At 70.6% G+C, this 22,199-nt stretch carries 22 protein-coding genes; 9 read left to right on the top strand and 13 right to left on the bottom strand.

Going from position 1 to position 22,199, the window contains the following annotated elements:
• Positions 1–14: 14 nt before the first annotated feature.
• The 7 genes from ACWDX9_RS20220 (at position 15) to ACWDX9_RS20190 (ending at position 5,925) form a co-directional block, all read left to right on the top strand.
• Positions 15–926 carry an SDR family oxidoreductase gene (locus ACWDX9_RS20220; RefSeq protein ID WP_449955989.1) on the top strand — a complete coding sequence of 304 codons (912 nt, stop codon included), beginning with the start codon at positions 15–17 and terminating at the stop codon, positions 924–926.
• Positions 923–1,795: an amidohydrolase family protein gene (locus ACWDX9_RS20215; protein ID WP_449955986.1), complete on the top strand. Its 873-nt coding sequence runs from the start codon at positions 923–925 to the stop codon at positions 1,793–1,795. Before ACWDX9_RS20220 ends, ACWDX9_RS20215 begins: the two co-directional genes overlap by 4 nt.
• Entirely contained in the window at positions 1,792–2,247 is a 456-nt protein-coding gene (locus ACWDX9_RS20210; RefSeq protein WP_350735003.1) for a MaoC family dehydratase, read from the top strand. Before ACWDX9_RS20215 ends, ACWDX9_RS20210 begins: the two co-directional genes overlap by 4 nt.
• A gap of 14 nt (positions 2,248–2,261) precedes the next feature.
• Positions 2,262–3,758: an acyl-CoA synthetase gene (locus ACWDX9_RS20205; RefSeq protein WP_449955984.1), complete on the top strand. Its 1,497-nt coding sequence runs from the start codon at positions 2,262–2,264 to the stop codon at positions 3,756–3,758.
• A 46-nt stretch (positions 3,759–3,804) separates the two neighbouring features.
• Entirely contained in the window at positions 3,805–4,326 is a 522-nt protein-coding gene (locus ACWDX9_RS20200; protein ID WP_449955981.1) for a histidine kinase, read from the top strand.
• Positions 4,327–4,360: 34 nt separating this feature from the next.
• Entirely contained in the window at positions 4,361–5,257 is an 897-nt protein-coding gene (locus tag ACWDX9_RS20195) for a DUF4097 family beta strand repeat-containing protein (protein ID WP_449955978.1), read from the top strand.
• 95 nt (positions 5,258–5,352) lie between these two features.
• Positions 5,353–5,925 (top strand): cysteine hydrolase, encoded by a 573-nt coding sequence (locus ACWDX9_RS20190; RefSeq protein ID WP_449955975.1) that lies wholly within the window; start codon positions 5,353–5,355, stop codon positions 5,923–5,925.
• A 180-nt stretch (positions 5,926–6,105) separates the two neighbouring features.
• Here the strand turns inward: ACWDX9_RS20190 and ACWDX9_RS20185 are convergent, their stop codons facing one another.
• The 6 genes from ACWDX9_RS20185 to ACWDX9_RS20160 all read right to left on the bottom strand — a co-directional run bounded on the left by ACWDX9_RS20185 (position 6,106) and on the right by ACWDX9_RS20160 (position 13,263).
• Positions 6,106–6,729 carry a TetR/AcrR family transcriptional regulator gene (locus ACWDX9_RS20185; RefSeq protein ID WP_449955972.1) on the bottom strand — a complete coding sequence of 208 codons (624 nt, stop codon included), beginning with the start codon at positions 6,727–6,729 and terminating at the stop codon, positions 6,106–6,108.
• The gene (locus tag ACWDX9_RS20180; protein WP_449955969.1) at positions 6,726–9,041 is read right to left on the bottom strand and encodes a YhgE/Pip family protein; all 2,316 of its coding nucleotides are present in this window, start codon (positions 9,039–9,041) and stop codon (positions 6,726–6,728) included. The genes ACWDX9_RS20185 and ACWDX9_RS20180 overlap by 4 nt, the downstream gene beginning before the upstream one ends.
• On the bottom strand, positions 9,038–9,598 hold the full coding sequence (locus tag ACWDX9_RS20175; protein WP_449955966.1) for an ABC transporter ATP-binding protein: 561 nt from the start codon (positions 9,596–9,598) through the stop codon (positions 9,038–9,040). Before ACWDX9_RS20175 ends, ACWDX9_RS20180 begins: the two co-directional genes overlap by 4 nt.
• 205 nt (positions 9,599–9,803) lie before the next feature.
• Positions 9,804–11,030, bottom strand: a complete 1,227-nt coding sequence (locus tag ACWDX9_RS20170; protein WP_449955963.1) for an alkaline phosphatase family protein — start codon at positions 11,028–11,030, stop codon at positions 9,804–9,806.
• Complete coding sequence (locus ACWDX9_RS20165) at positions 11,027–11,926, bottom strand: LysR family transcriptional regulator (protein WP_449955960.1); 900 nt, start codon at positions 11,924–11,926, stop codon at positions 11,027–11,029. Before ACWDX9_RS20165 ends, ACWDX9_RS20170 begins: the two co-directional genes overlap by 4 nt.
• Positions 11,923–13,263 carry a cation:dicarboxylate symporter family transporter gene (locus ACWDX9_RS20160; RefSeq protein ID WP_449956015.1) on the bottom strand — a complete coding sequence of 447 codons (1,341 nt, stop codon included), beginning with the start codon at positions 13,261–13,263 and terminating at the stop codon, positions 11,923–11,925. The genes ACWDX9_RS20165 and ACWDX9_RS20160 overlap by 4 nt, the downstream gene beginning before the upstream one ends.
• Positions 13,264–13,491: 228 nt before the next feature.
• Here ACWDX9_RS20160 and ACWDX9_RS20155 point away from each other — a divergent pair, with 228 nt between their 5' ends.
• Positions 13,492–14,406 (top strand): ADP-ribosylglycohydrolase family protein, encoded by a 915-nt coding sequence (locus ACWDX9_RS20155; protein ID WP_449955957.1) that lies wholly within the window; start codon positions 13,492–13,494, stop codon positions 14,404–14,406.
• 29 nt (positions 14,407–14,435) lie between these two features.
• On the opposite strand, the gene ACWDX9_RS20150 is transcribed toward ACWDX9_RS20155, so the two are convergent.
• The 3 genes from ACWDX9_RS20150 to ACWDX9_RS20140 form a co-directional block, all read right to left on the bottom strand.
• Positions 14,436–15,446, bottom strand: coding sequence for an STM4015 family protein (locus ACWDX9_RS20150; RefSeq protein WP_449955954.1), 1,011 nt, complete (start codon positions 15,444–15,446; stop codon positions 14,436–14,438).
• 123 nt (positions 15,447–15,569) lie between these two features.
• Positions 15,570–16,670: a hypothetical protein gene (locus ACWDX9_RS20145; protein ID WP_449955952.1), complete on the bottom strand. Its 1,101-nt coding sequence runs from the start codon at positions 16,668–16,670 to the stop codon at positions 15,570–15,572.
• Between the two features lie 102 nt (positions 16,671–16,772).
• Entirely contained in the window at positions 16,773–17,564 is a 792-nt protein-coding gene (locus ACWDX9_RS20140) for a phytanoyl-CoA dioxygenase family protein (RefSeq protein ID WP_449955949.1), read from the bottom strand.
• A gap of 102 nt (positions 17,565–17,666) precedes the next feature.
• On the opposite strand from ACWDX9_RS20140, the gene ACWDX9_RS20135 reads away from it, so the two are divergent.
• Positions 17,667–18,569, top strand: coding sequence for a helix-turn-helix domain-containing protein (locus ACWDX9_RS20135; protein ID WP_449955946.1), 903 nt, complete (start codon positions 17,667–17,669; stop codon positions 18,567–18,569).
• 55 nt (positions 18,570–18,624) lie between these two features.
• Here the strand turns inward: ACWDX9_RS20135 and ACWDX9_RS20130 are convergent, their stop codons facing one another.
• Genes ACWDX9_RS20130 through ACWDX9_RS20115 form a run of 4 tightly spaced genes read right to left on the bottom strand, consistent with a single transcriptional unit; the run spans position 18,625 to position 21,818 of the window.
• Positions 18,625–18,876 carry an SDR family oxidoreductase gene (locus tag ACWDX9_RS20130; RefSeq protein WP_449955943.1) on the bottom strand — a complete coding sequence of 84 codons (252 nt, stop codon included), beginning with the start codon at positions 18,874–18,876 and terminating at the stop codon, positions 18,625–18,627.
• Positions 18,877–18,927: 51 nt separating this feature from the next.
• On the bottom strand, positions 18,928–19,659 hold the full coding sequence (locus ACWDX9_RS20125; protein ID WP_449955940.1) for a sulfotransferase-like domain-containing protein: 732 nt from the start codon (positions 19,657–19,659) through the stop codon (positions 18,928–18,930).
• Positions 19,656–20,639 (bottom strand): aldo/keto reductase, encoded by a 984-nt coding sequence (locus tag ACWDX9_RS20120; protein ID WP_449955937.1) that lies wholly within the window; start codon positions 20,637–20,639, stop codon positions 19,656–19,658. The genes ACWDX9_RS20125 and ACWDX9_RS20120 overlap by 4 nt, the downstream gene beginning before the upstream one ends.
• 33 nt (positions 20,640–20,672) lie before the next feature.
• Positions 20,673–21,818, bottom strand: coding sequence for an argininosuccinate synthase domain-containing protein (locus tag ACWDX9_RS20115; protein WP_449955934.1), 1,146 nt, complete (start codon positions 21,816–21,818; stop codon positions 20,673–20,675).
• Positions 21,819–22,199 lie beyond the last annotated feature (381 nt).

Genomic DNA, 22,199 nt, shown 5'->3' with positions numbered 1-22,199 from the left:
GAGAGGTGTCCCACATGGATCTGACCGGCAAAGTGGCGATCGTCACCGGCAGCGGGCGCGGCCTCGGCCTGGCCTACGCCGAGGCCCTGTCCGCCGCGGGCGCCGCGGTGGTGGTGAACGACGTCGATCAGGAGGCGGTGGACGCCGCGGTGGCGAAGATCACCGCGGCGGGCGGCCGGGCCGTCGGCGTGGCTGCCACGGTCGGCGGTACGGCGGCGGCCGACCACCTGATCGGGGCGAGCGTACGGGAGCTCGGCCGCCTCGACGCGCTGATCACGAACGCGGGCATCCTGCGCGACCGGGTGCTGTGGAAGATGTCCGACGAGGACTTCGACGACGTCGTGAACGTGCACCTGCGGGGCACGTTCACCTGCGCCCGCGCGGCGGCGGTGCGGATGCGCGAGCAGGGCACGGGCGGGCGGCTGATCCTCGTCGGCTCGCCGGCCGGCCAGCGCGGCAACTTCGGCCAGACCAACTACGCCGCGGCCAAGGCCGGCATCGTCGCGATGGCCCGGACGTGGGCGATGGAGCTGGCCAAGGCCGACATCACGGTCAACGCGGTCATCCCGGTCGCGGCCACCGAGATGACCAAGACCATCCCGGCGTTCGCACCGGCCATCGAGGAGTCCGAGCGCACCGGGGAGCCGTTGCCCGGCTGGCTGCGCAGGGACGAAGGGCTGGGCACGGTCGAGGACGTGACCGGGCTGATCACGTACCTGGCCTCGGACGACTCCAAGGGCGTCACCGGGCAGGCGATCGGCGTCGGCGGGGACCGGCTGGCCCTGTGGGCGCACCCGAAGGAGAAGGCGGTGGCGTACGCCGACGGCGGCTGGAGCGCCGAGGCGATCGCCGGGCACTGGCACACGGGCGTCGGCGCCGAACCCGAGACCTACGGCATCCCCGCCCCCAAGGGAGCCGGACGGTGAACCTCGACGAGCTGGTCGCGATCGACGTCCACACCCATGCCGAGATCTCCAAGGACGGCCACGGCTCGCTGAGCCCGGCGCTGTTCGGCGCGTCCGAGCAGTACTTCGGCTCGCACGAGCGCCCTGCCGTCCCCCAGATGGCGGCCTACTACCGGGAACGGAAGATGGCCGCGGTCGTGTTCACCGTGGACGCCGAGCACGCCACCGGCCACCCGCGCATCGCCAACGAGGAGATCGCCGAGAGCTGCGCCGAACACGCCGACGTGCTGATCCCCTTCGCCAGCGTCGACCCGCACAAGGGCAGGGCGGGGGCGCGTGAGGCCCGACGCCTGGTGGAGCGGCACGGGGTGCGCGGCTTCAAGTTCCACCCCAGCATCCAGGGGTTCGCCCCGAACGACCCGATGGCCTATCCCCTGTACGAGGTCATCGAGGAGCTCGGCGTGCCCGCCCTCTTCCACACCGGGCAGACCGGCATCGGCGCGGGCGTGCCCGGCGGGGGCGGCATCCGGCTCAAGTACTCCAACCCGATGCTGGTCGACGACGTGGCCGTGGACTTCCCCGAGCTGCGCGTCATCCTGGCGCACCCGTCGTTCCCCTGGCAGGACGAGGCGCTCGCCGTCGCCACGCACAAGCCGTACGTCCACATCGACCTGTCCGGATGGTCGCCGAAGTACTTCCCGCCCCAGCTCGTCCGGTACGCCAACAGCCTGCTCAAGGACAAGGTGCTCTTCGGCTCCGACTATCCCATCATCACCCCGGACCGCTGGCTGGCCGACTTCGCCAAGCTCGACATCAAGCCCGAGGTCCGCCCCAAGATCCTCAAGGACAACGCCGCCCGCCTGCTCGGCCTCGACAAGGAGACCTCATGATCACGGTTGACGGACTCGCGGAGATCAAGGCCCTGGCCGGCCGCGACCTGGGCCACAGCTCCTGGCTGGAGATCACCCAGGAGCGGGTGAACACCTTCGCGGACGCCACGAACGACCACCAATGGATCCACGTGGACACCCGGCGGGCCGCGGACGGCCCCTTCGGCGGCACCATCGCCCACGGCTATCTCACCCTGGCCCTGGTCATCCCGCTGTTCAACGAGGTGCTCGGCATCCAGGGCGTGAAGATGAGCATCAACTACGGGCTGGAGAAGGTCCGCTTCCCCGCCCCGGTGCGCGTGGGCGCCAAGGTCCGCCTGGCCGCGAAGGTCGCCGAGGTCGAGGACGTACCCGGCGACGGCGTCCAGATGCTCTGCGACTTCGCCGTCGAGATCGACGGCGTCGGCAAGCCCGCCTGCGTCGCCCGTGCCGTCTACCGCCACTACGCCTGAGAGGTGACGGGACGGTGTTGAACGCAGGGCTCGGCGGGTGGCCGGCCAGGCGGGCCGCGATGTCGCCGGACCGCACCGCCTTCGTCTTCCGCGACCGCGCGACGACGTACGCGGAGGTGTTCGACCGCATCACCCGGCTGGCCGGGCAGTTGCGCGCGGCCGGGGTGCGCAAAGGGGACCGGGTGGCCTACCTGGGGCAGAACCACCCGGCGTTCGTGGAGACGATGTTCGCCACGCACGTGCTCGGCGGCATCTTCGTGCCGCTGAACTTCCGGCTCGCCGCGCCGGAGATCGACCACCTGCTGGCCCACAGCGGGGCGACGGTGCTGGTCCACGCTCCCGAGCACGCCTTCGGGCAGGCCGTACGCACGGTGGTGGCGCTGGGCCCGGACTACGAGGAGTGGCTCGCCGCCGGCGACCCCACGCCCATCGACGTGCCGGTCGGCCTCGACGACGCGGCCTGCGTCCTGTACACCTCCGGCACCACGGGCCGCCCCAAGGGCGCCACGCTGACCCACGGCAACCTGGTCTGGAACTGCTACAACCTCCTGGTCGGGGTGGACGTCGCCGCCGACGAGGTGATGCTGGTCAGCGCGCCGCTGTTCCACGTGGCGGCGCTCAACCAGTGCCTGCTGCCCACGTTCCTCAAGGGCGGCTGCTCGGTCATCATGCCGTCTTGGAACGTGGACGCCTGCTTCGACCTCATCGCCGGGCATCGCGTCACCTGGATGTTCGGCGTGACCACGATGTTCGCCGCGCTCGCGCGGTCGCCCCGCTGGGCGGGCGCCGACCTGTCGTCCGTACGCTGCCTGATGGCGGGCGGCGCGTCGGTCCCACCCGCTCTGATCCACACCTACCAGGAACGCGGCCTGACCTTCTGCCAGGGTTACGGCCTCACCGAGACGGCGCCGGGCGCCACGTTCCTGGAGGCGGGCGAGAGCGAACGCAAGGCCGGATCCGCCGGGGTCCCGGTCTTCTTCACCAATGTCCGCTGTGTCCGCCCCGACCTGACCGACGCCGCCCCCGGCGAACCCGGTGAAGTGATCATCCAGGGCCCGAACGTGACCCCCGGCTACTGGGACGACCCCGCCGCCACCGCGCGGGCCTTCTCCGAGGGCCGGTGGTTCCACTCCGGCGACATCGCGTACGTGGACCCCGACGGGCACTTCCACATCGTCGACCGGGTCAAGGACATGTACATCTCCGGCGGCGAGAACGTCTACCCGGCCGAGGTCGAGGCGGCCGTCTACGAGCACCCCGCGGTCGCCGAGGTCGCGGTGATCAGCGTGCCGGACGCCACGTGGGGAGAGGTCGGCCGGGCATTCGTGATCACCGCCCCCGGGCGCGGTCTGACCATCGGCGAACTGCGGGCGTTCCTGGCCGATCGGCTGGCCAAGTACAAACTCCCCGTGTACCTCGACATCGTGGACGACCTGCCCCGCACCGGCTCGAACAAGATCCAGAAGAGCCGGCTGCGCGACACCCTCGGCAGCGCTCCCAGTCCGACGTGACGCGGCGACGCTGGCGTTGGCGTCATTTTGGCGCCATAATGGCGCCATGGATCTCAAGCCGTACGTCGACAGGCTACACAGGGACCTCGCGATCGCCGCGGAAGCAGGCGGCGAGGACGCGCGCGCCCTCGCCGAGCGACTTGTCTCACCTCTCGAGTCATCCGTCCGGCTGATCCTGCTGGAGGTCCTGTCGGCGGCCGCCGACGAGATCACGCGCGAGCTGGCGCCGGGTTCGGTGGAGGTCCGCCTGCGCCGCGGCGATCCCGACTTCGTCCTGACCCGATCCCCGGCGCAGCACCCGTCCGCGCCGGACGCGCCCGATGACGGCGGCGGGCCGTCCGGCGCGGGTGTCCAGCCCGTGGAGATCCAGGAAGGCGGCACGGCCCGCTTCAGCCTCAGGCTCCCTGAGCACCTGAAGGTCCAGGTCGAGGAGGCCGCCCGCCGGGAGGGCCTGTCGGTCAACACCTGGCTGGTGCGTGCCGTCGCGGCCACGTTGGAGCCCGGCGGCCGCCGGACGGCGGGGCGCGGCTCGGCGAGCGGGCGCAGCTACACCGGCTGGGTCGGCTGAGGCCCGGACGTACGCAACCACGAGGAGGGATTTCATGCCGACATTCGACACACCCGAGCCGATCTCGGTCAGCATCGACCTGCCCGGCGCCGAGGTCAGGATCATCGCGAGCGACCGTGCCACCACGGTGGTCGACGCCCGGCCCGACGACGGTGAGGGAGGGGCGGCCGCGGTCCAGATCGGCTACGCGGCCGGCAAGCTGGTCGTCAGAAGCGCACAGCAGGAGCCCGCCCAGTCCCTTGCGGGCGCCGGAGCAGGCCCGCGGCGCCAGGGGTGGGGTCTGTCAGCGCTGGCCGGCCTGTTCGGCGACTGGGGGGAGTCGGTACGCGTGACGATCGAGCTGCCGTCGGGCTCGCACGTACAGGGCTCGACGACGTCGGGTGAGTTCCACTGCACCGGCCGGCTGGGAGACTGCCGGCTGCAGACGGACCACGGCGACATCCGGCTCGACGAGGCCGGCGCGATCCAGCTGACCAGCGACAGCGGCGAGATCGGCGTCGAGCGCGCGACCGGCCGGGCCGAGGTCTCCAGCGCCTCCGGCGAGATCAGGATCCAGGAGGTGGACGGCCCCGCGTCGATCAGGAACGACGACGGGGAGTGCTACATCGGCGAGGTGACGGGCGGCCTGCGGCTGATCGGCACCAGCGGCGACATGCAGGTCGAGCGCGCCCACGGCGGCGTCGAGGCGAAGAACGTGCACGGCAGCGTGCGGATCGGCGAGGTCGCGCGCGGCTCGGTCGTCCTGACGAGCACGACCGGCGACCTCGAGGTCGGCATCCGGCAGGGCACGGCGGCGTTCCTCGACGTGAGCACGGCCAACGGCAGGTTGCTCAACTCCCTCGACGCCCGCGAGGGCCCGGACGGGTTCGACGAGACGGTCGAGATCCGCGCCCGCAGCCACGACGGCGACATCACGATCCGGCGCGCCTGACGGGCCGCGTCCCGATGAAGGGCGGCGAGTACGACACTGCCGTCGAGCCGCGCGGGTGATGGCGCGTCCGGGGCATCACGTCCGAACCTAGGAGCGTGACGGTACGTTCCGGCGAGTCCGTGCTCGTGGTCATCGACATGCAGAACTACTTCGTTCGCGATGTTTCTGCCCATATCGTCCCCGTCATCGCGGACCTTGTCGCCCGGTGGCGGTCGGCGGGGAACGACGTGGTGTTCACCCGCTACGTCAACCATCCCGGCTCGCCGTACGAGCGGCTGCTCGGCTGGACAGCATGCATGGAGCCGCCGCAGATCGAGATCGTCGACGAGCTGCGGGCGCACGCGCGGCAGGCGACGGCCGTCATCGACAAGAAGGGGTACAACCTGTTCGCCGACCCCGGCGGAGCGGCGCTGATCACCGGACGCGGGTGGCGGGACATCTACCTGTGCGGGATCGCCACGGAAAACTGCGTGCTGGCGACCGCGCTCGGGGCGTTCGAGCTCAACCTGACGCCGTGGCTGATCGAAGACGCCTCCGCCAGCCACCGCGGGCGTCACGCCCACGACGCGGGAGTGTTCGTCGCGGGGAGCTTCATCGGCGTAAGACAGATCATCTCGGTTGCGGACATCCCGGCCTTGCCGGCAGTCCCCGAGGGCCGGAATCTCTGAGCGGCCGGCCCTGCGCCCGAAGCCCGAATCCCTGGGCGACTGGCCCCGCGCCGGAAAGCCCGAATCCCCGAGCGGCCGGCCCCGCGCCCGAGGGCCGAATCCCTGAGCGACCGGGCCGGCCTTGGGACGCTCGCGAGGCCGGGACGCGAACTCGGCGCAAGTGTATTCGCCAGGTACGGACTACTTGATGCGGCCGTGCAGGAGCTCGACCAGGGTCGCGTGAGTGCGCTCCAGCGGCCGGTCCGGATACAGGGCGCGGCGCTCGATGGCGACCGTCAGCACCATGCCGAACACGGCCGTCGCCGCCGTCTCCACGTCCAGGTCGGCCCGGACCTCGCCGTTCGCGGCGGCCCTGCGCAGCACGTCCGCGTACACGCCGAGCGCGCTCTGGCGCAGCCGCCCCACCGCCTCCTGCCACGCCGTCCGCCACATCTCGGCCAGCAGCACCCGGGCGAAGGCCCCGTGCTCCTCGAAGAACCTGAGCTGGCCGAGCACCACCGAGTCGAGCGCGTCCAGCGCGCTCTCCCCCGTGTCGGAATTGGCCAGCGCCTCGGCGAGCAGGTCGATCGAGTGCTCCAGCAGCGCCTCGAACAGTCCCTCCTTGCTGCCGAAGTTGTAGAACACGGTGCCCTTGGCCACCCCGGCCCGCTCGGCGATGGCGTCGACCGTGGTGGCCGCGTACCCGTGCTCGGCGATCAGCTCCACAGCCGCCCTGAACACCTTCCGCCGGGTGTCCTGCCTGCTCCCGCGCCTGGCGGTGCGCTCGCTGCTGTGCCCATTGGTTCGCTCGCTCCGCTCGCTCACAGCGCCAGCTCCGGGTGCAGGCGTTTGACGGACCAGGTGCGGCCGCGCTCCACGGCGAGCGTGGTGAGCGCGAGCCCGAGTACGAGGAAAGCCGACAGCACCCCGCAAGCCTGCCACACCACGGTGAGATCGCCACCGCTGATCACCCTGCGCAGCGCCGACACCACCCAGCTCATCGGCAGCCACGGCGAGATCGTCTGGAAGAACCCGGGCGACGTCTCGATGGGATACGTACCGGCCGCCGAGGTGAGCTGCAGCATCAGCAGCGCCAGCGCGACCACCCGTCCGGGCGGGCCGAGCAGCGCGTTCACCGCCTGCACGACCGCCATGAACGCGGCGGTCGCGAGCAGCAGCAGCCCGGCGAGCCCGGCCCAGCTCGCAGCCTCCAGCCCGAGCCCGAGCCGCAGAACCGCCACCAGCACGCCCACCTGCGCCGCCCCGAGCACCACCGCCGGCAGCCAGCCCGCCAGCGCGATCCGCACCGCGCCCGTCGTGCCCGCCAGCCGCCGCTGGTTCAGCGGCTTCAGCACCATGTACGCGATCATCGCACCGACCCAGAGCGCCAGCGGCAGGAAGAACGGCGCGAAGCCGGTGCCGTAGTTGGGCACCTCGTTGTCGACGGTCCTGGCCAGCCGGACCGGGTCGCTCATCACGTCCGCGCGGTCGTCGCGCTGCTTGCCGTCGTAGTCGGGGATCCGGGCGGCGCCGTCGCCGAGCCCGCCTGCCAGCTCCTTCGATCCCGCGGCGAGCTTGGCCGCGCCCTTGTCAGCCTGGCCCGCGCCGTCGTGGAGCCGGTCCACGCCGGTGCTCAGTTCGCTCGCGCCGTCGCTCAGCCTGACCAGCCCGCCGCCCAGGCGTCCGATGCCGTTCGTGACCTGGCGCGAGCCGTCGGTCAGCTTGGTCGCACCCTGGTAGAGCCGGTTCGCACCGGTCGCGGCCGTGCCGAGGCCGGAGTTCACCTTCGCGGCGCCATCGGCCAGCTTGCCCAGGCCCGTGTCCAGGGCATTGAGCCGGCTTCTGGCCTGGTCCAGCTTGGACCCGAGCCGAGGTGCCACAGCCGCGATCCTGCGAGCCTGCTCGGCCAGCTCCCGCGCCTGGTTCCTCAGGTCCGCGACGCCGTCGATCCCGGTTCCCGCGCCGCTGCCGGCGCTCGTCCGGGCGGCGTCCTGGGCCTGGCCCGCCTGAGTGGCGGCCCGGCGCGCGGCGGCTGCCGCGTTCCGGAGCAGGCCGCGGACCTCGGGGTCGGCGTCCGCGCCGAGGCGGTCGAGCGCGGCCTGCGCCTGCGAGCTCGCCTCCCTGGCGCTGTCGGCCGCGCTTCCCGCGTGGGTGTTCGCCGCGCTCGACTGTGCCGCGCCCGTTGACGACCCGCCGTCGGCGACCTTGTCGGCAGCGTCGGCGACCGCCTCGGCGGCCCTGGAGATCTTGGGGCCCCATTCGTCCAGCACGGGGACGTACGTGTCGGCGAGCTGGTTGACCGTGCGGGTCTGAGCGTGAACCTGCTGGTATGCCTCCTTCGCTCCGGAACTGAGCGGAGTGGTTCCTTTCTCGTGGAGCTGGTTCAGGCCGTCGCGCAGTTGCCCGATGGCCTGCTGCGCCTGCGTGAGGCCCTGCGTGACCTGGGCCGAGCCGTCACGCAGCCTGCCTGTGGCGGTGTTGGCGGTGCTCAGGCCGGCGGAGAGCTGCCGGGCGCCGCTCTCGGCCGTGCCCAGGCCGTCGCTGAGCCGGGAGACGCCGTCACCGAGCCGCACGACGCCGTCGTGCAGCTTGTCCGCGCCCTCGGCGGCCTCCGCCGTCTTGTCGTGGATGTCGCCGATCGAGACGAAGACGTTGTCGAAGTAGTCGTGGATCGCGGTGCGCTCGGCCGCCGCCCGTACCTCGTTGAACACCGCGTCCGAGATGCTGCCCATGATGTAGCTGCGGCCCGTGTCCACGCGCAGCCCGAGCCGCGCCGGGCTCGGTGCGGCAGCGTCGTCGGCGGGTGAGGCCAGCTTGGCGCTGAAGTCGGCGGGCACGGTCAGCGACAGGTAGAACGTGCCGTCCGCGACCCCGTCGGCCGCCTGCCTCGCGGTGGTCTCGTGCCAGCCGAAGACGTCGCGCTTCCGCAGCTCGCCGGCCAGGTCGCGGCCCGCGTGCAGGGTCTTGCCCGCGGCTCGGGCAGGCTGGTCCTCCACGACCAGAGCGACCGGCACGCGGTCCAGATTGCCCTGCGGGTCCCAGAACGACCACAGGTACAGGCCCGCGTACAGGAGCGGCAGCACCACCACCGCCGCCAGCGCCGCTCTCGTCAGCCGCGACCGCAACATGCTCTTCATGACAGCTCCACCAGCTGGTCGAAGCGGGCGGGCGGCGTCACGCACGAGGCCACCACCGTGCGGTCGAGGCTCCGCAGCAGGTTCCACAGCGCCTGCTGCCGGTCGGCCGGCAGGCCCGCGTCCACGTTGTCGGCGACGATCACCTCGGGTTCGTCCAGCAGCGCCAGCGCGAGGCCCAGCCGCACGCGTTGCTCGCGATCCAGCTCCCGCACCAGCGTTCGCTCCCGGCCCGCCAGCCCGACCCGCTCAAGAATCTCCTGGTACGGCCGGCGCCGCCGCTCCCGCAGGTGCTCCCCGACCGTCAGCGACCGGTCCAGATCCGTCACCCCGTCGATCAGCGCCAACGCCACGGCTTTGCGGATGGCGCGGCGCCCGGCGTGCCCGGCGACGTTCAGTCCGCCTTTGGTGGGCTTCATCCGGCCGGCCAGCGTCAACAGGAGGCTCGTCCGCCCGCTTCCCGCCGAACCCGCGACCACCGTGAGTGTGCCGGCCCCGGCCTTCAGCGAGACCTCCGGGTACACCCCCTCGATCGCCAACCCTTCCGCAACGATCATCATGACTCCCGTTCTTTATACTGACCAGTCAGTACAAAGATAGGGCCGGTTCGCGCGGCCGCACCCATGGAGGCGCGGTGGCATTCGTCACCTCCGGCCGGCGTCGCCCCACCCCGGCATCAGAACGGGCAGGGTCGGCCGTCCCCGATGCTTCGGACGGCCGACCCCGGTCACGTAAGTGACGATCTTAAGAAACGGACCGCGCCGTCTACGCGGTGTTGTTGAGCGTCAGATCGTGGATGTCACGATTCCTCAGCACACCGGCGTGCAGCCGCTTCGCCAGCGGCCCCCTGACGGGGCGGCTGAGGATCAGCGGAACGAGCTGCTCGTGCCTGCTGCCGTGGGATCGGAGACCTCCATGGAGCTGCGAGAGATCGTGATCGACCGCATGGCGGCCGAGCGCGGTGTCGGCCGCGGCCGCGAGGCCGATGTCGCCGATGCGGTCCGCCGGAAGCTCGTAGATCGTCGCCGCGTCCTCACGTTCCCAGACCTCTTCGATACCGGGCAGCGCCGCGAGGGCACGCACAGCGGCCCCGCGATGCTCGGGAGCCAGATGCAGCCAGGCGAAGCCCCCGAGCGCCCCGTGGTGCTTGGGGTAGGGGTCGGTGATGGGCAGCACGATCTCCTCGAACGGGACGCCCGCTTCGGTGAGGAGGTCCCCGAGATAGTGCACCCGAGCGGTGCCGGCGTCGTGGTGCTTGGCGTTCATTCCATGATCGGCGGTGATCCCCACGGTGCACCCGGCGTCCAGGTACGCGCCGAGCAAGGCGTCGAACTCGACGAAGAACCGGTCGGCGAGTTCGTCCCCGGGTGCTGCCGCATGCTGGACCCGGTCGGTGAGGGAGACATAGATGAGGCGCAGCCCGGGAACCCGCTGAAGCACGGCGAGGCCGATGCGCATCGCGTAGTGGCTGGCGGAGGGGTCGTAGACGTCGGGAGCAGGTGTTCCGACGAGCTCCTCGATGTCGTCGATCCCGTACTCGGGCAGTGCGGCACCTGTTGCGCGTTCGACGCTGACGCTCGGCACGCCGCCGTTTCCGAGCAGGAGCCGGAGCTTGTCCTTGGTCGTGACGGCCAGGGTCGGGATCCCGCGGGCGGCGAACTCGGCGTGGATGCTCGGCGCGCGAAGAAATCGAGGATCATTGAGCAGTTCCAGTGAGCCGTCGGGCAGCCGGCAGTAGTTCCCGGGGATGCCGTGGATGGCAGGCGGGACGCCGGTGACGATGGAGATGTTGTTCGGGTTGGTCAGGCTCGGCATCTCTGACGCTCCGACGGAGAAGACGCCGCCGTCGTCGAGCATCCGCTGGAGACGGGGCATGATGCCGCGGATCAGCCCGTCCCGGAAGTATCGCGGGTCACCGCCGTCGACGGTGATGACGACGACGGGGTGACCCGGGACGGTGTACGGGCGATCGTTCACGGTGATGGTGGTCACGGTGTCCTTTCTTCACGGACGCTTTCGATGAAGAGCTCTTCGACCAGCGTCGGCGGTCGTGCCGCCGGCCTGATCAGCTGGATCGGGCGTTCGGGGGGCGCCGGGTCGAGATGGACCTCGGCGACCCGGCCGAGCAGCAGGGCCTCCTCGGCGACGGCCCTGGGCAGGCAGGCCAGGCCGAGACCCTGGGCCACCGCGGCGACGATCGCGCTCGTACCGGCGATCGTGCCGGCGTGGGTGCGTGGGATTCCCCACCTCTGCGCCATGTCAACCTGGTACTGGCGCGTGGTGGACCCCTCTTCTCGGAGCAGGATGCGGGTGCCGCGCAACAGGCGCGGCTCCACCCGCTGCCCGGCGAGCGGGTGATCGCCGGCCACGATGACCACCTGCTCCTCGCTTCCCGCTGCTGTCGCGCTGAGAGAGGGCTGTTCGCTCTGAGCGGCGACGAGCGCGAGAGGCAGTTCGCCGGAGAGCACCTTCTGGGTGATGAGCGAGGAGTTCGCGACGTGGAGTTCCAGCTCGACGTCCGGGTAGCGGTCCAGGAAGGCACGCAGGAGCCGTGGAAGCAGGCGCTCCGTCGCCGTGGTCGTGCCTCCGATGGCCAGGACACCGGCGACCGGCGCTCGTCGTACACGCGTGACCTGATCCAGCGCCTCGTCCGCGAGGGAGAGCAGATCGCGGCCGTACTCAAGGAGCTTCTCACCGGCCTCGGTGAGCCTGAGCGACGGCGCGGAACGGTCGACGAGCACCGCACCGACCTCGCCTTCGAGCTGCTGAAGGTGGGACGAGACGGTCGACTGCGCGACGCCGAGCGCTCTCGCGGCCGCCGAGACACCGCGGTGATCGGCGATCGCCACGAACACCTGAACCCGTTGGAGGCTGAGTTTGCCGGTCATCGGCCACTGACCTTCTCCGGCTCGGATGTCAGCGGGACGGGCGGCGTGGACCTCCCGGACATGATGGCGTTGGCGGCCGACGACGAGATCTCGCCCTGCCAGCGCGCGATCACCAGACCTGCCACCGCGTTGCCGAGCGAGTTCACGACGGCGCGGCACTCGGACATGAATCGGTCGATCCCGAAGACGAGCATGACACCCGAGACCGGGATGACGGACGTCGCCGACACCGTCGTGGAGAGCATCACGAAACCGCCTCCGGTGACGCCCGCGGTTCCCTTCGACGACAACAACATCACCGCGAGGAGCAGCAGCTGCCGGCCGAGATCGAGGTCAATCCCCAGCGCCTGTGCGATGAACATGCTGGTCAGCGTGAGATAGATGCACGTGCCGTCGAGGTTGAACGAATAGCCCGCGCTGACGGTGATGCCTGCCGTCCCCTTGTCGACGCCGAGGCGGGTGAGTTTGGCGACGATACCGGGGATCGCGGCTTCCGAGGAGGACGCGCCCAGCGCCAGCAGGATCTCGTCTTTGAAGTACCGGAAAGTGTGCAGCGGGTTCAGCCGTACCAGCAGCAGGATGCCGCCGAGGACGACGACCACGAACACGATCGATGTGCCGTAGAAGGTGCCGACCAGCTTCAGCAGCGCGCCGATGGTCGCCACCCCGAAGTGGCCCACGGTGTACGCCATCGCCCCGAACACGCCGACGGGGGCGGCATACGTCACGAGTCGTACGATCGTGAACAGGACCTCGCCGATCCGATCGACCGCCCGGGCCACGGGCCGAGCCCGATCGCCGAGGACGGCCAGGGCTACGCCGAACAGAACGGCGAAGAACAGAATCTGAAGAATCGCGCCTTCGGCGAAGCTCGCCACGATGTTCTTCGGGAAGATCTGCAGCACGTAGTCGGACCACGACATCTCCGACGCTGCGTCAACCCGCGCGCTCACCTCGTCAGTGAGCTGAAGCTGAGCGGGGTCCACCGCCAGGCCGGCACCCGGGCGCACCAGGTTCACGGCGAGGAGCCCGAGCAGCAGCGCCAGCGTGGTCACGATCTCGAAGTACGCGATCGACCGCAACGCGATCGCGCCGACATGCCGGAGCCGATCCACGGCTGCGATACCGCTGACGACCATGCAGAAGACGATCGGTCCCAGCAGCATCGTCAACAGCCCGACGAACGTGTCCCCCAGAACCTCCAACGACGTCGCGAAGCCAGGCGCCACCAGGCCGACGATCACGCCTGCGGCCATTCCGGCGAACACCCACGTGTACAACTGCCGGTACCAGGGCCTGCGCACGCGCTGAGCACTCTCGACAACGACTGAAGCCATGATTTTCCACCTCCACCTGATGAGGCGAGCGCATGCCTCGCTCCGCCCACCCGGACATCGTGGGCGGCGACACGGAGAGGAAGGTGAACGACGGCCACCCGGCCGGGCGAATCTGCGACGACAGGCCGGCCACCGTCCGATGGCCCTCATCGGGTAGGCCGATCAGCGTTTACGCGGCCGGGGAAGCCCCCGGCGTAGAGAGAGCTGGCTTACCCCACAATGTGAGTGATGTCAGTCCAACTCCTTGCGCGGGCCACCGCCTCTCTCCTCGGCTTGGCCCTCGGCGACGCCTTCGGTTCCCAGTTCTTCGTTCCCGCCAACCACCACGCGCTCTCCTCCCGCCTCCTTCCACCCAGCCCGTGGCAGTGGACGGATGACACCGAGATGGCGTGCTCCATCTATCGCGTCCTGGCCGATCACGGCGCCATCGACCAGGACAGGCTCGCCGCGAGCTTCGCCGCCCGTCATGACTTCGACCGCGGATACGGCCCGGCGACGAACCGGATGCTTCGGCTGGTCCGCGAAGGAGGCGACTGGCGGACGCTTTCCGCGGAGCTCTTCGACGGCAAGGGCTCGTGGGGCAACGGTGCCGCGATGCGCGTGGCGCCGCTCGGCGCCTGGTTCGCCGGCGACCTGCCACAGGTGGTTCGACAGGCCGTCCTGTCGGCACAGGTCACCCACACTCATCCGGAAGCAGTGGCCGGCGCCGTCGCCATTGCCGTGGCCACGGCCGTGACCGTCAACGAACCCGGCCTCCCCGCCGGGCGTTTCCTCGATCGGGTCAGAGAGCACGTGCCCGCGGGCATGGTCCACGACGGTATCGCCGAGGCGCGGCAGCTCCTCACCATCAGCGACCCCGTACTCGCCGCCCGGATGCTCGGGAACGGGCGGCAGGTCAGCGCTCACGACACGGTCCCGTTCACCCTCTGGGTGGCTGCTCGCGAACGCCATGACTTCGAAGCGGCCATGTGGACCACCGCGGCGGCCGGTGGGGACGTCGACACCACCTGCGCGATCGTCGGCGGCATCGTCGCGGTCGCCGAGAACGCTCACCTGCCGCAGGAGTGGAGAAGGCGATGTGAGCCGCTACCGGACTGGGCAGGCGCCCCCAGCCCATCTCCACGTGAGGCGCGCGGCCGATGATCAGCCGCTGTATCTCGGCCAGGTCCATCTCATAGGCGATTGCCCGCTGTGTACCGGTGCGGTGCGTCACCGCCCTGCCCGTCGGAGACGTCGACGATGCCGGGCAGTTCACTGATCAGGCGGGCCTGCGCCGTCGGGGACAGGAAATGATGGTGCAGGTCGAGTCTGTGCAGGTGTGTCAGCGGCTGACCGGTCAGTAGCGCCTCCGCGCCGGTGTCGCCGAGCGTGCCCAGCGACAGGTCCAGCGCTTCCAACCTGGCCACCACCGGCGCCGTCGCCACCGCCGCGGCTATCTCATCTGCGAGTTCGGCGTTGCGCAGGCCCAGAGACCGCAGCCGCGGCCACCGCGCGCCCGAGAGGATCGGCGCGAGATCGGCGATCGTCGGCCCGTCGTGGAGCTCGTCGCCCAGCCACAGCTCGAGGTGCTCCAGAGCCGGAAGGTCCGACTCCGCGATCGCGACGACCGTTTCGCGGGACAGGGCGCCGGACTCGATCGCCAGATGTCGCAGTGACGCATGCGTGAGCGGATGGCGAAGGCCGGTGCTGTCGCCCATTCCGCCGCGCACCCGTAGCGTCTCAAGGCGCGGATAGGCGGCGAGCAGCTCCTCCACGTGGGCGTCGTACCACTGGTCGAGGCCGGCCTGCTCGCCGACGAACATCGCCTTCAGCCCGGTCAACCGTTCGGCCGCCTCGCACAGCACCTGGATCGGCGCCTCGTCCTCCTCCAGCTCAGGCCCCCAGCGCCCGACCACCAGCGCCTCGACGGAGGCGGGCGGCACCGTGTCGAGGAAACCCTCGAAAACCGCCCGGAAGATCGGATGGGTGCGATCGCCTTCGAACTCGGCCAGCACTTCCCATTCTTCGCCTGAATCGTCATCCGCCTGGGGGCCGATGCTGATCCTCCAGGCCACGGCTTCGCCGGACTGCGGGCCATCTGGTTCGTCGCCCCCGAAATCGACGACGGCGCGACCGGCGAAGGCGGTGGGAGACTCGGCGCCGTCCGGGTGATTCCGGTAGTGCCCCGCGTAGGTCCAGCTCATTGGCGCTCCTGTCCCAGGACTGTCGGGCCGCCGCTCCGTCGGCGGCCGGCCGGGGCGACCCTATCGATCGGCCTTGCCGCCTGACTCGACGTTGATCTTCTCGTTGTCTCGCCGGGCGCCGTGTCAGCGAATGGCTGCACCAGAGCCGGCCAGCTGCCGGCGGGTCTGAACGAGCAGCTCTGGGACCGCGCGGCGGGACAGGGAAAGCGCCTTGCGCGCGATGCGGCGGCCGTCGCGCGTCCGGCCGGCGGCGCTCAGCACGAGCGCGTGTGCCGTGAGCGCCGCAAGCAGCGCCGGGGTGTAGGCCAGGGCGTCCTGCCTGGCCGCTGACTGCGTCACCTGGACCATCCGCCCACTGCTGGAGATCGCTTCGTCAGGATCCGTCCGGCAAAGAATCTTCGCGTGGGTGCCGGTGACGCGTGCCAGGAGGTGAAGATACTCACCGCGATACAGGTTGATCAGCCGCTCGCAGCACTCGACCGCCTCCCGCGCGTCCGCGAGTGCGTCCTGCTCTCGGCCCGCGGCAAGCTCGCAGGTGGCGCGGAGGTCCAGGACGCCGGCCAGGGCGGGCAGGTAGCGGTGGTCGTCGCGCGCGCTGATCGTACGTAACGCCGTCAGGGCCTCCTGGCTCGCCGCCAGGGCCTCGTCGTGCCGCGCGGCGACACTGAGCAGGCTTGCGCGGGTGGCGAGGGTCATGGCCACGTCACGCTCGTAGTCGGGACCGCCGCGCCACTGCCCGAGGCCCTCCCTGCGGATCCGCAGAGCCTCGGCGTTCACCTCAAGGGCCTCCTGGGGCCGTCCGGCCAGCTGGAGCATGCCCAGGTGCGCGTCGAGTGCCGCGGCGAAGTCGTCGAGACGCTCGCGGCGGCGGTCGGGGTCGCCGTCCAGCAGGCTGCGATGATGCCCGATCCGTTCGGCGCTCGCCTTCAGCGCCTGTTCGACCCGGCCCGTGCCGAGCAGGGCCCTGGCGTGCTGGTCCAGGGCGGAGGCCAGCTGAGGCAGGTAGCGCTCGGGGTCGGCTTGCGACGGGGCGCGCAGGGAGCCGGCCGTGGCGGCGAGCTTGCGTATCCGCCACCACTTCCAGATCGGCGGCAGGAGCCGGCCGAGACCGATGATCATGGCGAACGGCAGCACCGTCGCCCAGCCCGGCCACACGATGAAGGAGATCAGTGCGGTACCGGCCACCAGTCCCAGGAGGACCGTGACCGCGCAAGATCGCATCATGACGCCCAGTGTGACGCCCGGCGACCAAAGCGCAATCCCGGGCTCAGGCGCAGCGGCCCTCCCGATTTTCGCGGGGGGGCCGCTGCCTCTCCTGGCGGTCGGCTAAGCCCAGGGGCGGGGGAAGGCCTCGCCGTCCAACCGCTCGCCCGCGGCGAGTCCGAGTGGATCGGTCACGACGTGCCCGGCCCCGCTGTAGTGGGTCGCCTCGTCCATGTAGATGGTGACGTGCGCGAGCCGGGCCTGGTCGGTACGGTTGGGCAGCGCCATGTGGCCGGTGTAGCCGCTGTGGAAGGTGCAGTCGCCCGCGCGGAGCGGCACGGTGACTCGAGGGATCCAGCGCAGGGACGGGTCCGCCTCGAACAGGTCCTCCTCCTCGTGGAGGTCCTGCGGACGCAGGCCGTCGCGATCCTGGGTGCCGGGCAGGAAGGTCATGCAGCCCCGCTCCGGAGGAACGTCCACCAGCGCTATCCACGCCGACAGCGGGAGCCGGTCCCCCGCGTGCGGCCAGTACGGACGATCCTGGTGGAACTCCGTGGCCGCGTTGTTGTGCGGCTCCTTGACCAGCATCTGGTCGTGCCAGAGCCGCAGCGAGAACCCGGCGAGCTGTTCGGCGATCCGGCCGATCCGCCGGTCGAACGTGAGCTCCCGCAGCGTCTGGTCGCGTTGCCAGACGTTGACCAGCTGGCTGAAGGTACCCTGCTTCTCCAGGCTCTCCGCGCGGTGCGCCTCCAGGAACGCCTCGGCACCGGCACGGAAGCGCTCGACCTGGCCGGGCTCGAGCACGCCCCTTACTCGGACGAAACCGTTTTCGCGGTAGGCCGCCACCAGCTCGTCCGGCACCCGGCCATCGGCGCCGACGTCGCTGACGAACTGCTCGGTCGTGGTCGTTGCCATCGCTGACCTCCAGGGTTTCTTGCTGTTGGGATACCGCAAGCCTCGTCGAGACGTGCCGCCACGGGCTAGGCCGATCCCGGCGATTAGTCGTACGATCCCGACATGCCTGCCATGCTGCACGAGCACGCGCTGTTCGCCGGAGGCCCGGTCCTGGCAGGTGTCCACCACCTGAACCCCGACATCGAGCCGCACGCGCACGACTTCCTCGAGATCGCCGTGATCGGACCCGGCCACGGCCGGCACATGACCAGCGGGGGCGAGCACCCGCTGCGGCGCGGGCAGGTCGTCGTGCTCCGCCCCGGCGCGTGGCACGGGTTCCGCGACTGCGCCGACCTGACCGTCGCGAACTGCTGCCTGTCCGCCCAGGCGCTACGGGGCGAACTGGCGGCGCTGTACGACATCCCGATGCTGCGCCGGATGTTGTGGACCGACCCGGTGGCCGCCGGCACGCACGGCGTGGCGGTCACGACCGTCGATCCGGCCGCCGCCGAAGAGGCCATCGCGGAGATCGGCCTGCTCGAACGGGACCTCGCCGCCGATCGGCGCCGGCCGGGCCGGGTGCTGGGCCGCCTGGTCACCGTGCTCGGCATCCTGGCCGACGGCCGCGACCCCGAGTGGCAGCCGCTCGAGTCCACCGTCCACCCCGCCGTCGCCGCCGTCATCGCCCGCCTTGAGGCAGCGCCCGCCGATCCGTGGCGGCTGGATGAGCTCGCCCGGTCGGTCAACCTGGATCCCGCGTATCTCGGACGGCTGTTCAGGCAGTACGTCGGGCTGACGCCGCTCGGCTTCCTGGCCCGGCTGCGGGCCGAGCGCGCCGCCACGTTGCTGGCACACTCGACCCTGCCGACCGCCCGGGTCGGCGCCGCCGTCGGCTGGGACGACCCGACGTACTTCGCCCGCCGCTTCCGGGCGCTGGTCGGGCTGACCCCCACCGAGTACCGGCGACGCAGCCGATCAGCCGCGCATGCTCAGCTCGGCGGCCCGGCCGAGCGGCCGAGTTCCTGACCCCCAAGGAGGCCCCGCCACCTGGACCGTGGCGTCACCCGATCGGCGAGGGCGGCTAACCTCGCCGGTGCCAGCGCAGCCAGGCGGCCTGGCCGCCGTCGATGAGGATGTCGGTGCCGGTGATGTAGAGCGACCCCGGTCCGGTCAGGAACGCCACCACTTCGGCGATCTCGGCGGGCGTGCCGGTTCGGCCGGCGCCGCAGGCGTCCAGCATCGCCATCATGTGGTGGCCGGAGGAGGACTCCGCCTCGGACCTGGCCATCGCGTTCGGGTCGCCGGCCATGGTGATGGCCTCCTGCCGGGGCATCTCCTCCGCCTTGACGCCCTGGCACCCGCGGGCGGCCCGTACCGGACGACGCTATCGGCGCGGACAGAGGCGGTGGCGGGCGAGCGCGTCGTAGAACGGTTGGTGGTGCTCGGCGATGCGGCGCAGGTGCTCGTTGGTGTCGGGCGTCTCGCGCCGCCCGGGCGTCTTGGCCACCAGCCCGCTGCTCTCGGCCACCTCCGCGTGCCACCGGTCCGTACGCTGCCAGTTCGTCTGCTGACCGGGATCCCAGCGCATCGCCTCGGGCATGAACTCGAGCCCGACCCGCTCGCAGTAGGCCCGGACCGTCGCCTCCGGATCGGCCACGAGATCGTCGCCGTCGATCACCAGGGGGACCTCGCCGGTGGCCGACCGCACGGCGTCGAAGATGGCGTGCAGGTATTCGAACCCGTACTCGTCCTGGGTGGCCTCGGGGTTGACGGCGTAGTGCGAGGCTATCGCGCTCCGCGGCTCCCGGATCATGAACGTGTTGATGACCTCGCTGAACAGGCGCTCGTCTTCGAGCAGCGGCGCGTACGTGTAGTCGGAGGTGTCCTTGGCGAACACCCGGCGCCCATTGGCGTTGACCTCGAGCATCGCGTCGAGCAGCTCGATCGCCGACGTGACGCGCCGGCCCGTGAGCTCGAAGTGACCGTCCACCTGCAGGTACGAGAACGGCTCGTGGATCACCTCGAGATCGCCGCGCTCGAGCATGATGCGCAGGAACGCGGTGGAACGCGACCGGGGCACGGCCCACAGCAGGATGGGCTTCGGCGCGGCGCTCATTGCGACCACGCCGTGGGCCGGCGGTCCCAGCGGTGTTCGCGCAACTGCGCCATCAGCTCTTCGCTCAGTGGTTCGGCGTCGCTGGTGGCGATGTTGGTCCGTACGTGCGTGAGGTCGCGCATGCCGGGGATCACGGTGGCGACGTCGGGGTTCTGGAGGATGAAGCGCAGGGCGAGTTCGGGCATGGTCATGCCCTCGGGCACGATCCGCGCCAGCCGTTCGGCGCGCTCCACGCTCGCGACGAGGTTTTCGGGGACGAAGTAGGTGTTGCGCCAGTCGCCTTCGGGCCAGCGGGACTGGCGGGTGAGGGTGCCGGTGAGGGTGCCTTCGTCGAAGGGCACCCGTGCGATCACCGCGACGTCCAGCTCGCGGCATGCCGGGAACAGTTCGTCCTCGGGGGCCTGGTCGAAGATGTTGTAGATGACCTGCACCGCGTCGATCAGTCCGGTGTTCAGGGTCCGCAGGACGTTCCAGGGTTCCCATCGGTTGACGCTGATGCCGACGCCTTTGATCAGCCCGCGTTCCTTCATCTGGATGACGGCGTCCTGCCAGGCCGGGTCGTGCGCCCAGTCGTCCTCCCAGACATGGAACTGGAACAGGTCGACGGACGGCGTGCCCAGCGCTTCGAGGCTGCGGTGCAGGTATTCCCAGAGATGGTCCGGCGGGTACACCTCGGACAGTTTGGAGTCGCGGGTGGACGGCCAGGCGCGATCCTTCGGCGGGGGCTTGGTCGCGATGTGGAGGCGGCGATCCGGGTGCCGCTTGACCAGCTGCCCGAGCATCCTTTCGCTGTGTCCGCGGCCGTAGATCCACGCGGTGTCGAAGTAGTCGCACCCGAGCCGGACGGCCTCGTCCAGCGCGGTGTCGCCGGTCTCGTCGTCGGCGCCGGTCCATCCGCCCTCGCCGCCGGCTATGCCCCACATCCCGTAACCCACGTCGCCGACCATCCAGCCCAACCGGCCGAATCGACGCTCACGCATCACTTCCTCCTTTCACGCCTGAACGGCGACTTCCTAGCTCCAGCGGTTGCCGCCCGAGCCGAACCGCGTCTGCTGCACCACGGGGCCGGCGGCCTTCATCCGCTCGACCTGGACGAGGCCCCGGTGGACGGACAGGGTCACGCTGCCGCCGACCTCGCCGACGAGCCGGTCGATCCCGTCTCGCGCGGCATGCGCGGCGGGTTCGAGCCAGCGCGCCTCATACATGGCGGCGCCCAGGACGGCGGCCAGCCGATCGTAGAGTTCGCGGCCCGCCGCATCGAGGCTGGCCTGCAGGATGCGGGTCCACGCGCGTTCGAGCAGCTCCAGGCCGGGCGCCTCGTAGATGCCCCGGCAGACCGTGCCGATGATGCGCCGCTCGACCACGTCGCGGAGCCAGACGCCGTGCCGCGCGCCGATCTCGTTGGCCAGCGTCATCCACTCGACCGGGTCGGGGCCGCTGCCGTTGACGTCGGCGACCCGTCCGTCGAGGAAGGTGACCGTGACGGTCTCGGGCTCGGCCGGGCTCTGCCCGGGCCAGTTGCTCCACCGCGGCTGGAGCCGGGTGACCGGGGTTTCGAGGTCTTCCAGCTCGGCCGACTCATGCGAGATGCCGGCGAGGTTGGCATCGGTGGACCGCTCGGCGCTGCTGCCCGGGTCGAGATGCAGCCCGTGCTCGGCGACGGCCGCGAGCATGGCCTCGCGATCGGGGAACCGTTCGAGCGCCTGCGGATTCGTCCACGGCTCGATGAGGGACAGCTCCGGTGCGACGTGGGCGCCGTAGCGCGCGAAGCGGCGCTGGTCGTTGCCCCCGCCGACACAGCCGTGCGTGAACGTCCGGCATCCGTCGGCCCGCATCCGCGGCGTGAGCTCGCTGACGAGCACGAAGCGCGCCGCACCGGTCGTGTTCCAGTAGCCGCCGTCGTGGCGGGCCCGGTACCGCAGCAGATCCGACGCCACGGCGGCGATCGATGATCGTAGATCCATGACGACCACTTCGTCCCCGGATCTTCGCAGCGAAGAGGCAAGCGCGTCCATCTCCGCGCGCTCCGATTGACCAATGTCGGCGATATAGTGCCTCGCCGGAGTGGACCGTTCGCGAAGCCAGACTCCGACGGCGAGGGCGGAAAGCCCGCCCGATTGGAATAATCCGACGCGTGCGTTGCCATTGGCCTGCCGCACAGCCTTCCCCTTACGCTGGTGGACGGGGGCGAGGTCGGCACTCTATACGCCGACCGCCACCGACCCTACCCACGGACGGCGCGCATTCACACCCAGCACGCCAATGATCTAGAAATTGACCTGTCATACCGATGCGGCCAGCGGATATGTCCTCCGAGAATGTTCATCGAGTTGAACAGCCTGTCGCGGAGAACGCTTCCGTGGATTGGCGGGCGCCGGCCCGGGTAAGGCCGGGTATGCCTCTCGGGCAATCTCTCATTTCCGCAGGCCATAACACCCTGCGCGGCGGGTTGCGCCGGCCGTGGCGGCGCCCGGGGTTGCGAATCCTCGCCACGTGTTCCAGTATGAGCAGTAACCCATTAGATGCCTAATACCGGTTAC

Source organism: Nonomuraea sp. NPDC003201 (assembly GCF_053590415.1).
Note: the sequence above shows the minus strand (reverse complement) of the source record. Positions and strands in the feature narration are given on the sequence as shown.

What these genes read in the sequence shown, in the direction of transcription:
- ACWDX9_RS20175 (WP_449955966.1), bottom strand. Translation starts at nt 9,598, where the DNA reads ATGATGATCGTTGCGGAAGGGTTGGCGATCGAGGGGGTGTACCCGGAG.
- ACWDX9_RS20120 (WP_449955937.1), bottom strand. Translation starts at nt 20,639, where the DNA reads ATGCGTGAGCGTCGATTCGGCCGGTTGGGCTGGATGGTCGGCGACGTG.
- ACWDX9_RS20125 (WP_449955940.1), bottom strand. Translation starts at nt 19,659, where the DNA reads ATGAGCGCCGCGCCGAAGCCCATCCTGCTGTGGGCCGTGCCCCGGTCG.
- ACWDX9_RS20160 (WP_449956015.1), bottom strand. Translation starts at nt 13,263, where the DNA reads ATGGCTTCAGTCGTTGTCGAGAGTGCTCAGCGCGTGCGCAGGCCCTGG.
- ACWDX9_RS20145 (WP_449955952.1), bottom strand. Translation starts at nt 16,670, where the DNA reads ATGATGCGATCTTGCGCGGTCACGGTCCTCCTGGGACTGGTGGCCGGT.
- ACWDX9_RS20210 (WP_350735003.1), top strand. Translation starts at nt 1,792, where the DNA reads ATGATCACGGTTGACGGACTCGCGGAGATCAAGGCCCTGGCCGGCCGC.
- ACWDX9_RS20135 (WP_449955946.1), top strand. Translation starts at nt 17,667, where the DNA reads ATGCCTGCCATGCTGCACGAGCACGCGCTGTTCGCCGGAGGCCCGGTC.
- ACWDX9_RS20165 (WP_449955960.1), bottom strand. Translation starts at nt 11,926, where the DNA reads ATGACCGGCAAACTCAGCCTCCAACGGGTTCAGGTGTTCGTGGCGATC.
- ACWDX9_RS20150 (WP_449955954.1), bottom strand. Translation starts at nt 15,446, where the DNA reads ATGAGCTGGACCTACGCGGGGCACTACCGGAATCACCCGGACGGCGCC.
- ACWDX9_RS20130 (WP_449955943.1), bottom strand. Translation starts at nt 18,876, where the DNA reads ATGCCCCGGCAGGAGGCCATCACCATGGCCGGCGACCCGAACGCGATG.
- ACWDX9_RS20180 (WP_449955969.1), bottom strand. Translation starts at nt 9,041, where the DNA reads ATGAAGAGCATGTTGCGGTCGCGGCTGACGAGAGCGGCGCTGGCGGCG.
- ACWDX9_RS20140 (WP_449955949.1), bottom strand. Translation starts at nt 17,564, where the DNA reads ATGGCAACGACCACGACCGAGCAGTTCGTCAGCGACGTCGGCGCCGAT.
- ACWDX9_RS20220 (WP_449955989.1), top strand. Translation starts at nt 15, where the DNA reads ATGGATCTGACCGGCAAAGTGGCGATCGTCACCGGCAGCGGGCGCGGC.
- ACWDX9_RS20200 (WP_449955981.1), top strand. Translation starts at nt 3,805, where the DNA reads ATGGATCTCAAGCCGTACGTCGACAGGCTACACAGGGACCTCGCGATC.
- ACWDX9_RS20155 (WP_449955957.1), top strand. Translation starts at nt 13,492, where the DNA reads ATGTCAGTCCAACTCCTTGCGCGGGCCACCGCCTCTCTCCTCGGCTTG.
- ACWDX9_RS20195 (WP_449955978.1), top strand. Translation starts at nt 4,361, where the DNA reads ATGCCGACATTCGACACACCCGAGCCGATCTCGGTCAGCATCGACCTG.